The organism is Pararhodospirillum photometricum DSM 122 (assembly GCF_000284415.1).
GTDB lineage: Bacteria > Pseudomonadota > Alphaproteobacteria > Rhodospirillales > Rhodospirillaceae > Pararhodospirillum > Pararhodospirillum photometricum.
The window spans coordinates 362148-376224 of sequence record NC_017059.1 but is presented as its reverse complement, the minus strand read 5'-3'; the positions used below and the strand labels follow the sequence as shown (position 1 = coordinate 376224).

The window sequence follows — 14077 nt, the reverse complement described above, 5'->3', positions numbered from 1 at the left end:
CTGGGGAGAAAGCCGTGGGTCGATCCATAACCCGTCGCCGTGTTCTCGTTTTGGGGGCTTTGGCGCCTTTGGGGGTGGCGAGCTGCGGCTTTCGCTCCATGCTGGCCGAGCGGCCGGGGGCCGGGGGCACCGCCTCGACCCCGGCCCTGCTCGGCTTGGTCTATGTGCACCGCGCGACTTATGGGGCCGAGGGGGATGCCCGTTTGGCCCAGGCCGTGCGCAATGCCCTGGTCAATCGCCTGGGGGAACCCTCGCGCCCGGCCTTTGCCCTGACCTTGACGGTGTCACGCAGCATTGCCGGGGCGGCAACCACCCTGGCCAACCGCATCACCCATGAAACCTTGTCGGGGACGGCGACGTTCAGTTTGCAGGCCCTGAATCAGGAGGGGGCCGCGCCGCCCAAACCCCTCATCAGCGGCTCGGAAACCGCCTGGGCCAACCAGGACCGCTTGGACTCCGCCTATGCCGACCGCATGGTGGAGCGCGACATGGAGCGGCGGGTGGCGGACGGCTTGGCCGATCAGATCCAGCGGCGCTTGGCGGGATACTTCGCCTCGCGCTGATCCCGGGAGGCTCCCATGAAACTGACCGGGGCCGCCGTTCAGGCCTTTTTGAAAAATCCCGATCCCCAGATCCGGGTTGTTTTGGTCTATGGCCCGGATGAAGGGCTGGTGCGCGAGCGGCTCGACCAGTTGCTGCGCACCGTGGTGGACGATCCTGGCGATCCTTTTCGGGTGTGCGAGCTGGGCGGCGACGATCTGGTGCGCGATCCCGCCCGGCTGGCCGACGAGGCGGCGGCCTTGTCCATGGTCGGGGGGCGGCGGGTGGTGCGGCTGCGCGATGTGGGCGACAGCCACACGGCGCGGCTCAAGCCGTTTTTCGAGCATCCGGTGGGCGAGGCGCTGATCTTGGTGCAAGGCGGGGCGCTGGGGCCGCGCTCGTCGTTGCGGCTGCTGGTCGAGGGCAGCCCGATGGCCGCCGCCCTCCCCTGTTATGCCGACGAGGGCCGCGGCCTGGAAACCCTGGTGCGCGACATGCTGGCCGGGGCCAAGCTGGCGGCGGGGCCCGATGTTGTCGAGTTTCTCTCCGACCATCTGGGCGGCGACCGGGCCCTGACCCGCTCCGAGATTGACAAGCTGATCACCTATTGTGGGGCCGCCGGGCGGGTGAGTCTGGAAGACGCCCAGGCCTGCGTGGGCGATACCGCCCGCCTGGAGTTGGACGACTTGGCCCATGCCATTGCCGAAGGGGATGCGGCGCGGGCCCTGCGCACCTTGGAGCGCCTGCGCCGCGAGGGGACCAACGCCGTGGCCATTGTGCGCAGTGTGATGCGGCATTTCACCCGGCTGCATTTTGTGGCCGGGCAGGTGGCCGAGGGCCGTTCCTTGGATCAGGTGATGCCGACCTTGAAGCCGCCGGTGATTTTCAGTCAGGCGGCCCGCTTTCGCACCCAGGCCAGCCGCTGGCCGGCGGTTCGGCTGGCGCAGGCCTTGGACTTGTTGTTGGAGACCGAGGGGGCGTTGAAGTCGGCCGGGGTCTTGGAGACGCCGGTGATGGAGCGTTTGGTTTTGCGGTTGACGCGGGGGGCGCAAACGTCGGCGCGCTCGGGGTGAGAAGAAAGGAAGGCTGGGGAGGCGGGGCCTCCTCAGACCCCTCGTTCCTTTAGGGGGATAAAAAGAACGTGGGGGGGATGGAGAGGAAAGGGGGTATGTTTTTCTGTTTTAAGAGGGGGGAGGTGGGGAATAATTCTAATAAAAAGCGACGTTATCGCTTTTTGGATAGGCCGGATGGCCGGGATGAATGTTTTGTAACGGATTGGGGTATCTCTTGACCTTGTCTTGAAGGTCGTGTGTAACGACAGCAGGGACACCCGGGGTCCAGGAAGCGGTCGGACATGAACGAGACAAAACAAGACCCCCTGGGGCGCCGGGGGGATCCGGTCAAGACAGGGAGCGGACGCACGGGGTGGTTTGGCCCCTTGCTGTCGCCGCCCCGGCCGGGTCCAACACCGCCCGCCTGTTTGGAAACGCCGACCCCACCCCCAGGGCGGCGCGACTGGTCGGCTTTGCTCGACAGTCTCGACATCGCCTTGCAACCTGTGGTCAGTCTGTCGAGTGGCCGGGCGGTGGGCTTCGAGGCCCTGATCCGCGGCGCCGAGGGCTTTGCCGATGCCCGCGAATTGTTTGACGAGGCGTGGCGGATCGCCGTTTTGGAGGGGTCGCCCGCCCTGCCGCGCGAGTTGGAACTGCACGCCTGGGACGTGGCAATGGCCCGCTTTGGCACCCTGACCCCGGATCAGCGCGGCGATGCCCGGCTCTATCTTAATCTCGATCCCCGCTTATTGCCGCAAGCCGACGCCCTGGCCAGCGCACTCGATACCTTGCGTCAGCGCCATGGCCTGCCCGCCGTGAGCTTGGCGCTGGAAATCAGCGAACGTCTGCCCATGCCCGATTACGGCGCGGTCGAGGCCACCTTGGACCGGGTGGGCGCCCTGATTCACCGCTTGCGCCCGCGCGTGGGCAAGGTGGCGCTCGACGACTTCGGGGTGGGGTTCGCCAGCCTGCCCCTGCTGCGCTCGGTGAAGCCCGATTTGGTCAAGATCGACCGTTTTTTTGTCCAGGGCACCGCCCACGATCAGGCGCGCAAGCTGTTTTTGTCGAACATGGCCAACGTCTGTCGGCTGATGGGCATCCAGATCGTGGCCAAGGGAGTGGAAACCCTGGAGGATTTCCACGGGGCGCGGGATGCGGGGTGCGATCAGGCCCAGGGCTGTTTGCTGGCGTGCCCCGAGACCGATTCCACGCGCCTACAGGGCTATTATCCCTTGGTGCTGGAGATCAACGCCGCCGAGCAGCGTCGCCTGGGGGGCGACCAGCATCTGGTGGCCGCCCAGATTTCCACCCTGGCCCCCTTGGTTTGCCCCTCGCCGATGGCCGTGGTGTTCGAGCGTTTTCGTCAGGAAAAAAGCCGGACGTTCTTCCCGGTGGTGGATGCAACCGGCGATCCCTTGGGGATCGTGCGTGAGGTCGATCTCAAGGACTATACCTATTCCTTGTATGGCAAGGAGTTGATCAACAACAAGTCCCTGGGGCTGGGCTTGCAGGACTTTATCACCCGCTGTCCCACGGTGGACATTACCACCCGGGCCGAGAAGATTCTGGAGGCGTTTTCGGCCAACAGCCGGACCGAGGGCCTGATCATTACCGAGGACGGGCGCTACCGGGGCTTTTTGACCGCCTCGTCCTTGCTGCGCATTATCAATGAAAAGAACTTAGCGGCGGCCCGCGACCAAAACCCCCTCACCCGGTTGGCCGGCAATGCCGCCATCAACACCTTTTTGGGCGAGGCGCTGGCCGAGACCGACACGTCCTTGTCCCTGGCGTACATTGATTTCGACAACTTCAAACCGTTCAACGACAAATACGGCTTTCGCCAGGGCGACCGGGCGATCTTGCTGTTTGCCGATTTGATGCGCACGCGGCTCGATACCGAAGGCATGTTTATGGGCCATATCGGCGGCGACGACTTTTTCGCGGCCTTTCGGGGCCTGGAAGAAAGCGCGGCCGAGGCGCATGTGCGGGCGCTGACCGCCAAGTTTGAAAGCGACGTGGCCAGCTTCTATGACGAGGCGACCCGACTTCAGGGCCATATCATCGCCCGCGACCGCCACGGCATCGAGCGCCAGATGCCCCTTCTGGGGGCCAGCGCGGCGGTGGTTCATTTGCCCCCCGGGCATGCGACACGCGATATTGATGCAATTAGCGGATTGATCGCCGCCTTAAAGAAAGAGGCGAAGCTCTCTCCCGACCGCTTGGCCGTGGCAACGGTAACCCTGCGCCCTTGATCTCCCCCAAGGAATGGGGGGGGCGGCGTCTCCCAGCGTGTCTCTTCTCTCCTCTCCTTCGCCGGCCGAGGCCCCGTTCACCCGATTGCCCTGGGAAAGCACGTTTCTCTTATTTGTGGCCTTCAACACATCTGGCATACTTTGCCCGTTGCCTGAGCGACGGAGAGGATGCGTGAAACTGTTGATCGCCGATGACCACGAGTTGTTCCGGGACGGCTTGCGCCTGATTTTAGGCGAGCTCGACCCCTCTTTGGACGTGGTTGAGGCGCGCTCGTTCGACGAGGCCCTGACCCGTGCCGAGGAAGCCGGGGAGGTCCCGTTCGACCTCATGCTCCTTGATCTCGTCATGCCCGGTCTGCCCTGGACCGACGGGCTGTCGGCCTTGCGAGCCGTGGCCCCCGACACCCCCTTGGTGGTGCTCTCGGCCAACGAGGAGCGCGATTTGGTGTTGCAGGCCGTTCACCTGGGAGCGGTCGGCTTCATCAGCAAGGCCGCGAGCAGCAAGGTGATCCTGGGGGCCTTGAATCTGGTGCTCTCGGGGGGCATGTACCTGCCGCCGGCCCTGCTGGAAACCCTGCCCGCGCGCGGCCAGCCCGACCCCGAGCCCGATCCGGTCGTCTCGCCGCTGACCCCGCGCCAGCGCGAGGTCCTTGCCCTCATCGGCCAGGGCAAATCCAACAAGGAGATCGCTCGGGTCCTGACCTTGTCGGAAGGAACGGTCAAGTTGCATGTGACCGCCATTTTGAAGGCGCTTGGGGTCTCCAACCGCACCGGGGCGGTCATCGCCGCCCAGCGCCTGGGGCTCAACGGATAAGCCGGGGATCAGCCGGAATGGCCCGTTATCATGCCGAGCGCCCCGTGCCGTTTAGCGCCGACCAGATGTTCGACCTCGTGGCTGATGTGGAGCGCTATCCCGAGTTCGTGCCCTGGTGGACGGCGGCCCGGGTCACGCACACCACGCCCACGCTCTACCACACGACCCAGAGTATGGGGCTGGGGCCGGTGCACCTGACGTTTGCCTCCGAGACGCACCTGCGCCGGCCCGAGCGGATTCATGTCACGGCCACGGGGGGCGGGGTGCGCACCTTGGTGCTGACGTGGCAATTCACGCCCCGGCCCCAGGGCTGCCTGACCCGGCTTGACATGACGTTGGAAATGACCTCCCCGGCCCTTGATCTCTTGGTCGGGCGTCTTTCGCGCGAGGCCGCTCGCACTTTGGTCGAGGCCTTCGAGCGTCGGGCGCGGGCTGTGTACCCACGGCATGGCCGCCTTGCCCGCCCGGGGCTCACCCGCCCTTGACACACGGCCGTCCTTGCGCTCCTTTACGCTCCGGTGTCCCGTATGGGCGGGAGCACCCTTGAAGGCATTGTCGCGATGGCTCCCGGGCGGTGCCGTCGCCCGGCCCCAGCCGTTCCGTCCGCCACAAACCCCTGGAGAGCGCAGCGCATGAACAGGCCCGAAAGAGCCCTCAGCCCGTTGGGCGAGGAAGTAGACGCCTTTGTTTCCCCCATGTCCAAAGGCGTCGAGGCCTCCGAGGACGAGGCCCTTTTGCCGGAGTATCTCCGCCGGGTCTATACCTGGGCCTACCTGAACCCCCGTCACATGCGCTTGCTCGACCGTCATTTGGTGGTTTCGGTGATCTTGTGGGGCAACGCCGACCGCTTGATGGATCAGGCCTATAAGGAATTCTCGGCCGGTCAGGAAGTGTTGCTGCCGGCCTGTGTTTATGGCCCGTTCTCGCGCAATCTTGCTAATGTTGTTGGCCCCAAAGGCTATCTGGAAGTGCGCGATATCGCCCCGGTCCAGATTGCCCACACCCGCCCCAAGCTGGCCGGTCTGTCCCAGGCGCGGCTGGTGTGCGCCAATGCCGCTGATCCGGTGGGCCGTGATTTCGATGGCGTGTGCTGCTTCTTCCTGCTGCACGAAGTGCCCGACGACTGGAAGAAGCGCGTGGTGGACTCCTTGTTGGCGGCCGTGCGACCGGGTGGCAAGGCGGTGTTCGTCGATTATCACAAACCGGCCGCTTGGCACCCGCTCAAGCCCATCATGATCGGCGTGTTCAAGACCCTGGAGCCCTATGCCATGGGCCTGTGGGATGTGGAGATCAGCGACTTCGCCGAAGAGCGCGATGCCTTCACCTGGACCAAGGAAACCTTCTTTGGCGGTCTCTACCAGAAGGTCGTGGCTGTCCGCCGCTAAAAGGGCTGGCGCCTCCAGATCTCCCCTGTTCTGAGGGGTCTGGGGAGGCCGCGCCTCCCCAGCCTGCCTTTCTTTCCCATCCTTTTCCAGGCGCCCCTTCGTGAGGCGCCTCATGGTTTCCCCGGAAACCTGCTTTCCATACCTGGAAAGCCTCTTAACGCCCCCTCCCCCTTCGGACGGCCCGGCTCTTCAGCCTTTTGGCTGATATGTCAGAGGCTTGACCTCTTGCTTTATTCTCACTCCTGGTGGCCCGAGGGTTGCTAGGGGTCACCCCACGGCTGTTTCCTTTGCGGTGCCCATCACCCGAAAAGCAGCCCAGGGAGCAAGAGGGCCCCAAGCCCCACCCAAGGACACCAGGAGACCGCTCCTTGCAGCGCAAGGGGCTTTGAGCCGCGCCTCGGGGCGCGAGAGGGGGGAATCGTGACGGAACCGATCGAGACCTTTTACGAGGTCATCCGGCGCCAGGGGATTTCCCGGCGCAGTTTTATGCAGTTCTGTGCCCTGACGGCCGCAAGCCTGGGCCTGGACGCCGCCGGGGCAAGCTCGATCGCCAACGCCTTGGAAACCAAGCCGCGCGTGCCAGTCATCTGGCTGCACGGCCTGGAGTGTACGTGCTGCACCGAGAGCTTCATCCGCTCCAGCCACCCGCTGGCCAAGGATGTGGTGCTCTCCATGATCTCGCTCGACTACGACGACACCATCATGGCGGCGGCCGGGCATCAGGCCGAGGCGATTTTGACGGAAACCCGCGAGAAATACGCCGGGCGCTACATTCTGGCGGTGGAAGGCAATCCCCCCCTGGCCAACGACGGCCTGTATTGCTTCCCCGGGGGGCGGCCGTTTGTCGAAACCCTGAAGGAGATGGCCGAGGGCGCCATGGCGGTGGTTGCCTGGGGCTCGTGCGCGTCGTGGGGCTGCGTCCAGGCGGCCAAGCCCAACCCGACCCAGGCGGTGTCCATCGACAAGGTGATTTCCGGCAAGCCGATCATCAAGGTGCCGGGCTGCCCGCCGATCGCCGAGGTGATGACCGCCTTGCTGGCCTTCATCACCACCTTCGAGCGCCTGCCCCAGCTCGACCTGCTGGGCCGGCCCAAGATGTTCTATTCCAACCGCATCCACGACAAATGCTATCGCCGGCCCCACTACGACGCCGGCCAGTTTGTCGAGGCCTGGGACGATGCCGGCGCCCGCCAGGGCTATTGCCTTTATAAAATGGGGTGCAAGGGTCCCACGACCTACAACGCCTGTTCCACTACCCGCTGGAACGAGGGCACCAGTTTCCCCATCCAGTCGGGCCACGGCTGCCTGGGCTGTTCCGAGGACAACTTCTGGGACAAGGGCTCGTTCTACGACCGCATCACCCCGGTCATGCCGTTTGGCGTCGAGGTGACGGCGGATGAGGTCGGCGTGGCCACGGTCAGTGCCGTGTCGGCGGGTCTGGCGATCCATGCCGCGCTGACCGGCGTCAAGCGCCTGCGCGAAGAAAACGACAACAAGAGCTAAAGCGATCCCGGGGGGAGTAAGGGAACAATGTCCGTGATGACGCCGAATGGCTTCGCGCTTGATGCCCAGGGACGGCGCGTTGTCGTCGATCCCGTGACCCGGATCGAGGGTCACTTGCGTGTGGAAGTCAACGTTGATGCCGACAACGTGATCCGCAACGCCGTGTCCACCGGCACCATGTGGCGCGGGATCGAACTGATCTTGAAGGGCCGCGACCCGCGCGATGCCTGGGCCTTTACCCAGCGCATTTGCGGCGTGTGTACCGGCACCCATGCCCTGACCAGCGTGCGCGCCGTTGAAAACGCGCTGGGCATCAAGATCCCGGAAAACGCCAACACCATCCGCAACATCATGCAACTGGCCCTCCAGGTGCATGACCACTTGGTGCACTTCTACCACCTGCATGCCCTGGATTGGGTGGATGTGGTCTCGGCCCTGTCGGCGGATCCGGCGGCGACCAGCGCCCTGGCCCGCAGCCTGTCGCCCTGGCCCAAGTCCTCGCCCGGGTACTTTGCCGACCTCAAGGCGCGGCTGACCAAGTTTGTCGAGAGCGGCCAGTTGGGGCCGTTCAAAAACGGCTACTGGGGCCATCCCGCCTACCGCCTGCCGCCCGAGGCTAACTTGATGGCGGTGGCGCATTACCTGGAAGCGCTCGATTTCCAAAAGGAGATCGTCAAGATCCACGCCGTGTTCGGCGGCAAGAACCCCCATCCCAACTGGCTGGTCGGCGGCGTGCCCTGCCCGATCAACCTGGATGGCACCGGGGCGGTCGGCGCCATCAACATGGAGCGCCTGGAACTGGTCAAGTCGATCATCGACCAGAGCGTGACCTTTATCGAGCAGGTCTATATCCCCGATCTGGTGGCGGTGGCCGGCTTTTATAAGGACTGGCTCCACGGCGGCGGACTTAGCTCCCAGTGCTTGCTGTCGTATGGCGACCTGCCGTCGCGGGCCAACGATTACTCGGCCGAGAGCCTGATGATGCCGCGCGGCGCCATCATCAACGGCGACCTGACCCGCATCCACGAGGTCGATCTCACCGACCCCAGCCAGATCCAGGAATACGTCGCCCACTCCTGGTACCGCTATCCCGACGAGACCCAGGGCCTGCACCCCTGGGACGGCGTGACCGATCCCAACTTCGTGCTGGGCCCCAAGGCGGTGAAAGCGGCAGCCGCATCGAGACCCTCGATGAAGGCGCCAAGTACAGCTACCTCAAGGCGCCGCGCTGGAAGGGCCACGCCATGGAGGTGGGGCCGCTGGCCCGCTATGTCCTCGGCTACGCCCAGGGCAAGCCCGAGTTCAAGGAACCGACCGACGCCTTGCTGCGCCTGCTCGATGTGCCGATCACGGCCCTGTTCTCCACCCTGGGCCGCACGGCGGCGCGCGGGCTCGAATGCCAGTGGGCCGCGCACAAGTTGAAGGAGTCGTTCAACCACCTGATCGCCACCCTCAAGGCCGGCGACACCAACACGGCCAACACCGCGTCGTGGGATCCCAAGACGTGGCCCAAGGACGTGCGCGGCGTGGGCTTTACCGAGGCGCCGCGCGGGGCCCTGGGGCATTGGGTCCACATCAAAGACGGCAAGATCGAGAACTATCAGTGCGTGGTGCCGACCACCTGGAACGGCTCACCGCGCGATCCGGCGGGCAAGATCGGTGCGTTCGAAGCTTCCTTGCTGAATACCCCGCTGGCCGATCCTGAGAAGCCGCTGGAGATCTTGCGGACCTTGCACAGCTTCGACCCCTGCCTCGCCTGCTCGACTCACGTCATGAGCCCGAACGGCGAGCCGTTGACCTCGGTGACGGTGCGCTAGCCCGAGGCAGACCCAAAAAGAAGGCTGGGGAGGCGGGCCTCCCCAGACCCCTCGGGACTTTTTTGGCAGGAGGGCGTCATGAGTTTGGAGACCAATGAGGCGACCCCGGACCTGATGGCGGGGGTTCGCCGCAATGCCTCGGTGTATATTTATGAAGCGCCGGTGCGGCTCTGGCATTGGGTCAACGCGGCTTGTGTGGTTATTTTGGCCTTGACCGGGTATGTCATGGGCAATCCGCCGATCAGCTTGCATGGCGAGGCCAGCGACAGCTTTGTCTTTGGCTTTATTCGGGCCATCCACTTCTCGGCAGCGTATGTCTTTGCCATCTTTTTCTTCTTCCGGGTCTACTGGGCTTTTGTTGGGAATAAGTATGCCCGGCAGATCTTCGTTCTTCCCGTGTGGCAAAAGAGCTTTTGGGTTGAGGTTCGGATTGAGTTGGAGTGGTATCTGTTTTTGCGGAAGTATCCGAAAAAGTACATGGGCCACAACCCCATGGCTCACATCATCATGTTCTTCCTGACCACCCTTCTCAGCCTGTTCATGATCTTTACCGGGTTTGCTCTTTATAGTCAGGGCACCGGCAATGAGAGTTGGCAGGCGGCTGTGTTCCAGTGGGTTTTCCTGATTTTTCCCAACTCTCAGGATGTCCACATGATTCATCGCATGGGGATGTGGTTATTCATCGTCTATTCGATTGCCCATATCTATGCGGCTTTGCGTGAGGACATCATGAGCCGCCAATCCATGCTGTCCACGATGATCAGTGGTCGGCGCATGTTCAAGGATGACCTGCCGTGATCTCTCCCGCTGGGACAGCCCTGGACGCCGAGGGGCCGTGCGAGGTCTTGGTGCTGGGTATTGGCAACCTGCTGTGGGCCGACGAGGGCTTCGGCGTGCGCTGCGTCGAGCGTTTGGCCTGTCTCTACGAGATGGCTCCCGGGGTGCGCCTGATGGATGGCGGCACCCAGGGGCTCTATCTGGTGCAGTACGTGACCACCGCTCGGCGGCTGATCGTGTTCGATGCCATCGACTATGACCAGCCGCCCGGGACCTTGCGCGTTGTTCACGGCGACGCGGTGCCGCGCTTCATGGGCTGTCGCAAGATGAGCCTGCATCAAACCGGCTTCCAAGACGTGCTGGCGGCGGCCGACCTGTTGGGCTCGGTGCCCGAGGCCATGGCCCTGATCGGGGTCCAGGCCGAGCACCTCGACGACTGGGGCGGCCCCTTGCGCCCCAGCGTCGCCGCCTGCTTGGAGCCGGCCCTGGACGAGGCGGTGGCCTTGCTGGCGGCGTGGGGGTTTCCCTGCCGGCGCCGGGCCCAGCCTTTGCCCCACAGTGCCTTGCTCGACCCCAGCTTGGAGCGCACGCCGTTTGAGCGCGCGCCTCTGGGCGGGGGGAGCGGGGCCTGGGGGAACGGGGAGGGTTTGTAAATGTGCCTAGGCGTCCCCCTGCGGGTGGAGCAGTTGGAAGAGGACGGGGCGTTCGGCCTTGCCCGCGAGCGCGGCGGCAGCGTGCAGCGCCTCGACCTTCGGCTCGTGGCGCCGGTTACGGCCGGCCAGTGGGTGCTGTCCTTCGCCGGCGCGGCGCGCAGCCTGCTCAGTGACGAGGAGGCGCGCCAAGTCGCCGACGCCTTGGAAGCCCTGGAGGCCGTGATGCGTGGCGAGAACGTCGATCACCTGTTTGCCGATCTGGTCAACCGGGAGCCCACGCTGCCGCCCGGCCTGTTGCCGCCCGAGCCGCCTCCGGTCGCGCCTCGCGACAGCGTGCGCGCCGTGCTGGCCCAGGTCGGCGCGGCCTTGCGTGCCGATGTGCCGCTGCGCCTTGATCTTGCGGCCCTCGACCCTCCGGCCCACGCCCTGCTGGGCGAGATCCTGGGGGCCGGGGACATTGCCGGTACCGTGAGCGACGACGCGGGCCGGGTTGTCACCCGCCTCCAAGAATCGATTCTGCCCGGAGTCTGGCGCCTGGAAGAGGAGGGGCGCCCGGTGCTGGAGGTCGGTGACTGCCCGGGCGTGGTACGGCGCGAAGGTCAGGACGGCTCTGCCCTGCCCCTGCCCCCCGGGGACGCCGGGATGGCGCGGGCCGTGGTGAGCGAATTGGCCGCCGCGCAGGAACGGCTGGGGGCCCAGGCGGTGGGCGAGGCGCCCCATACGGTGGTGCTGTCGCGCCAGCCCTTGGGCCAAGGCGATCTGGCGGCGCTGGCCGAGGCGTTGGGGCCGGGACGGCTCACCCTTCAGGTCCGGGGCAGCTTGCCGTCGCGCCTCGTGTCCACGGCCCGGCGCCACGTGTGGCAGCGCGAGCATTACCACCTGGATGGCCGGTTGTTTCTTCACACCCTGGAGGTTGGCGACGTGCCCGAAGCTTTCCGCGCCTACCCCGAGGATCGCGCCGACGCCGCCCAGCGCTTGGAGACCCTGATGGACGCCGCCCTTTCATGACCTCAGCCCGCGAGGACGGTTTTCGCCTGTGTCTCGACGGCGCCGGGGTCGTCCTGACGCCTCGCCCTGTCGTGCGCCTGGGGCCGGTGGTGGCGGGGCGGCCGGTCGCCGAGGTCGAGGCCCTGCTGCCCCGGCTGTTCGCCTTGTGTGGTCAGGCCCACCGCGAGGCCTTCCGCCGCGCCCTCACCCCCCCGCGTCCCGAGGCCGTCCTGCCCGGGGTGGTGGTGGCCGAGGGCCTGGGCGAACTGGCGGTGCGGCTGCTGGTTGAGGGAGCGGCCCTGCTGCCGGCGCCCCCCGACATCCCCGGAGCCCGGCAACTTCGCGCCCTGGTCCAGGAGGTCCTGGCCGGCCACACCCCGGACCGCGCCACCCTCGACGCGGCAGCACTCCCCCTGTTGGGCGACCTGTCCCCCGAGGCCTTCGCCGCCCTCACCGAAGCCGAAGCCCTGGCCGCCTGGGCCCAGCGCAACACGGTGCTGCCCGCCCGCTTGCTGGCCGCCGCCCTGACCCGCCCCGCCCTCTGCCGCCCCGCTCCCCCCGCCGCCCCCGCCCTCGACGACATCGACCGCACCGCCCTAGCCCAGCGCCTGCGCACCGACCCCGACTTCCCCCGCACCCCCGCGTGGCCCTCCCCCCGAGAAACCAGCGCCCTGACCCGCCACGCCGGCCATCCCCTCGATCCAAGCCTGCCGCCACGCCTGGAGCGACGGCATCGCCACCCGGCTGGCCGCCCGCCTGCTCGACGTGGCCCTGCGCTTGCCCGCCCTAGCGCTCCCCCAGCCCCTCTCCCCTTTGCGTGCCGAAGCGAACGGTGTCGGCCTGGGCGAGGTAGACGCGCCGCGCGGCCGCCTGATGTACGCAGTGGAAGCCCACCATGGCCTTATCCACAGCCTGCACCTGCTGACCCCCACCGACTGGACCTTTCACCCCCAGGGCATCTTGGTCCAGGCCCTGACCGGGCGCGACGACGCGGCGGTCCTAGCTCCGTGGTGGCTGGCGGTCCTCGACCCTTGCGTTTCTTGTTCCCTCTCCTTCGCTGTCGAGGAAAGCCCGCATGCATGAGCTGGCCCTGGCCCAAAGCCTGATCGACCTGATCGAGCGCGAGGCCCTGACCCATGGCTTTACCCGGGTGCGCGAGGTCCGCATCGCGTTGGGGCAATTGTCTCATGTCGATGCCGAGGCCCTGATCTTCGGCTTCACGGCCAGCGCGCGCGGCACCCGGGCCGAGGGCGCGCACCTGTCCTTTCTGGCCGTTCCCGGGACCGCGTGGTGCCTGGGCTGTGACCAATCCGTGCCGCTCGCCAAGCGCGGCGACCCTTGCCCCCGGTGCGGAAGCTATCAGCTTCAGGTCACCGGCGGCGACGACCTGAGTGTCAAAGATCTGGAGGTGGTGTGATGTGCACGGTGTGCGGATGCGATCAAGGCGGGGCCCGCGTGGTGACGCCCGAGGCCTCTCAGGCTTCCTCTCACGATCACGATCACGGGCACGATCACGGGCACGGGCACGGGCACGGGCACGGGCACGACCATGACCACCCTCATGATCATGACCATCATCACCATCACGATCATCACCCCGCCGACCCGCACGCGGCGCGGCGCATCACCGTGGAGCGCGACCTGCTGGCGGAAAACCAGCGTTTCGCCGAGGCCAACCGGGCTTGGCTGGCCCGGCGTAAGCTGCTGGCGATCAACCTGCTGTCCAGCCCCGGCTCGGGCAAGACCACCTTGCTGGTGGAAACCGTCACCCGCCTGATGGCCTTGCCCGAGGGCGGGGTGCCCTGCGTGGTGATCGAGGGCGACCAGCAAACCTCGGTGGATGCCGACCGCATCCGCGCCACCGGCGCCCCGGCCCTGCAAATCAACACCGGCAAGGGCTGTCACCTCGACGCCCACACCGTGGGCCACGCCCTGGAGCGCCTGGATCCACCGGAGGGAGCCCTGGTGTTCATCGAGAACGTCGGCAATCTGGTGTGCCCGGCGGCTTTCGACCTGGGCGAGGCCAAGCGGGTGGTGCTGCTCTCGGTGACCGAAGGGGAGGACAAGCCCCTCAAGTACCCCGACATCTTCGCCACGGCCGATCTGCTCGGCGTGACAAAAACAGACCTTGCGCCGTATGTCCGTTTTAACCAATCTCTCTGTGTAAATTTCGCGCGCCGGGTCAGGCCCGGGCTTCCTTCGCTCGGGATCTCCGTCGAGAGCGGGGACGGGCTGGAGGCCTGGATCACGTGGCTTCTCACCCAGCGCGCAAGTCTGTTCGCCGAGGGAGGCTGACG

Annotated in this window: 14 protein-coding genes and 1 pseudogene; all 15 read left to right on the top strand. The window is 66.0% G+C overall.

The genetic code is table 11. The features are described 5' to 3' along the window. Positions 1–14 precede the first annotated feature (14 nt). The 15 genes and pseudogenes from RSPPHO_RS01640 to hypB all read left to right on the top strand — a co-directional run bounded on the left by RSPPHO_RS01640 (position 15) and on the right by hypB (position 14075). Positions 15–563: an LPS assembly lipoprotein LptE gene (locus tag RSPPHO_RS01640; protein ID WP_014413549.1), complete on the top strand. Its 549-nt coding sequence runs from the start codon at positions 15–17 to the stop codon at positions 561–563. Positions 564–578: 15 nt separating this feature from the next. Further along, positions 579–1613 carry a DNA polymerase III subunit delta gene (gene holA / locus RSPPHO_RS01635; RefSeq protein WP_014413548.1) on the top strand — a complete coding sequence of 345 codons (1035 nt, stop codon included), beginning with the start codon at positions 579–581 and terminating at the stop codon, positions 1611–1613. A 281-nt stretch (positions 1614–1894) separates the two neighbouring features. Next, positions 1895–3844, top strand: a complete 1950-nt coding sequence (locus RSPPHO_RS01630) for a bifunctional diguanylate cyclase/phosphodiesterase (protein ID WP_014413547.1) — start codon at positions 1895–1897, stop codon at positions 3842–3844. A gap of 172 nt (positions 3845–4016) precedes the next feature. Continuing rightward, positions 4017–4658: a response regulator gene (locus RSPPHO_RS01625; RefSeq protein ID WP_041793702.1), complete on the top strand. Its 642-nt coding sequence runs from the start codon at positions 4017–4019 to the stop codon at positions 4656–4658. 17 nt (positions 4659–4675) lie between these two features. Continuing rightward, on the top strand, positions 4676–5143 hold the full coding sequence (locus tag RSPPHO_RS01620; protein ID WP_014413545.1) for a type II toxin-antitoxin system RatA family toxin: 468 nt from the start codon (positions 4676–4678) through the stop codon (positions 5141–5143). A gap of 147 nt (positions 5144–5290) precedes the next feature. Continuing rightward, positions 5291–6043 (top strand): rhodoquinone biosynthesis methyltransferase RquA, encoded by a 753-nt coding sequence (rquA, locus tag RSPPHO_RS01615; RefSeq protein WP_051013552.1) that lies wholly within the window; start codon positions 5291–5293, stop codon positions 6041–6043. Positions 6044–6463: 420 nt separating this feature from the next. Then, positions 6464–7546: a hydrogenase small subunit gene (locus RSPPHO_RS01610; RefSeq protein WP_014413543.1), complete on the top strand. Its 1083-nt coding sequence runs from the start codon at positions 6464–6466 to the stop codon at positions 7544–7546. A gap of 27 nt (positions 7547–7573) precedes the next feature. Further along, positions 7574–8647 (top strand): annotated as a pseudogene (locus RSPPHO_RS22120) (nickel-dependent hydrogenase large subunit); the annotation flags it as partial. A gap of 143 nt (positions 8648–8790) precedes the next feature. After that, positions 8791–9363, top strand: a complete 573-nt coding sequence (locus tag RSPPHO_RS22115) for a nickel-dependent hydrogenase large subunit (protein ID WP_014413541.1) — start codon at positions 8791–8793, stop codon at positions 9361–9363. Positions 9364–9441: 78 nt separating this feature from the next. Beyond that, positions 9442–10161, top strand: a complete 720-nt coding sequence (gene cybH, locus RSPPHO_RS01600; protein WP_014413540.1) for a Ni/Fe-hydrogenase, b-type cytochrome subunit — start codon at positions 9442–9444, stop codon at positions 10159–10161. After that, the gene (locus tag RSPPHO_RS01595; RefSeq protein WP_014413539.1) at positions 10158–10793 is read left to right on the top strand and encodes a HyaD/HybD family hydrogenase maturation endopeptidase; all 636 of its coding nucleotides are present in this window, start codon (positions 10158–10160) and stop codon (positions 10791–10793) included. Before cybH ends, RSPPHO_RS01595 begins: the two co-directional genes overlap by 4 nt. Then, positions 10794–11801, top strand: a complete 1008-nt coding sequence (gene hypC / locus RSPPHO_RS18295; RefSeq protein ID WP_014413538.1) for a HypC/HybG/HupF family hydrogenase formation chaperone — start codon at positions 10794–10796, stop codon at positions 11799–11801. After that, complete coding sequence (locus tag RSPPHO_RS19585) at positions 11798–12886, top strand: hypothetical protein (RefSeq protein ID WP_157879043.1); 1089 nt, start codon at positions 11798–11800, stop codon at positions 12884–12886. Before hypC ends, RSPPHO_RS19585 begins: the two co-directional genes overlap by 4 nt. Then, positions 12856–13197 (top strand): hydrogenase maturation nickel metallochaperone HypA/HybF, encoded by a 342-nt coding sequence (locus RSPPHO_RS01575; protein ID WP_014413535.1) that lies wholly within the window; start codon positions 12856–12858, stop codon positions 13195–13197. The genes RSPPHO_RS19585 and RSPPHO_RS01575 overlap by 31 nt, the downstream gene beginning before the upstream one ends. Further along, positions 13197–14075, top strand: coding sequence for a hydrogenase nickel incorporation protein HypB (gene hypB, locus RSPPHO_RS01570; protein WP_041793698.1), 879 nt, complete (start codon positions 13197–13199; stop codon positions 14073–14075). The genes RSPPHO_RS01575 and hypB overlap by 1 nt, the downstream gene beginning before the upstream one ends. Positions 14076–14077: the final 2 nt, after the last annotated feature.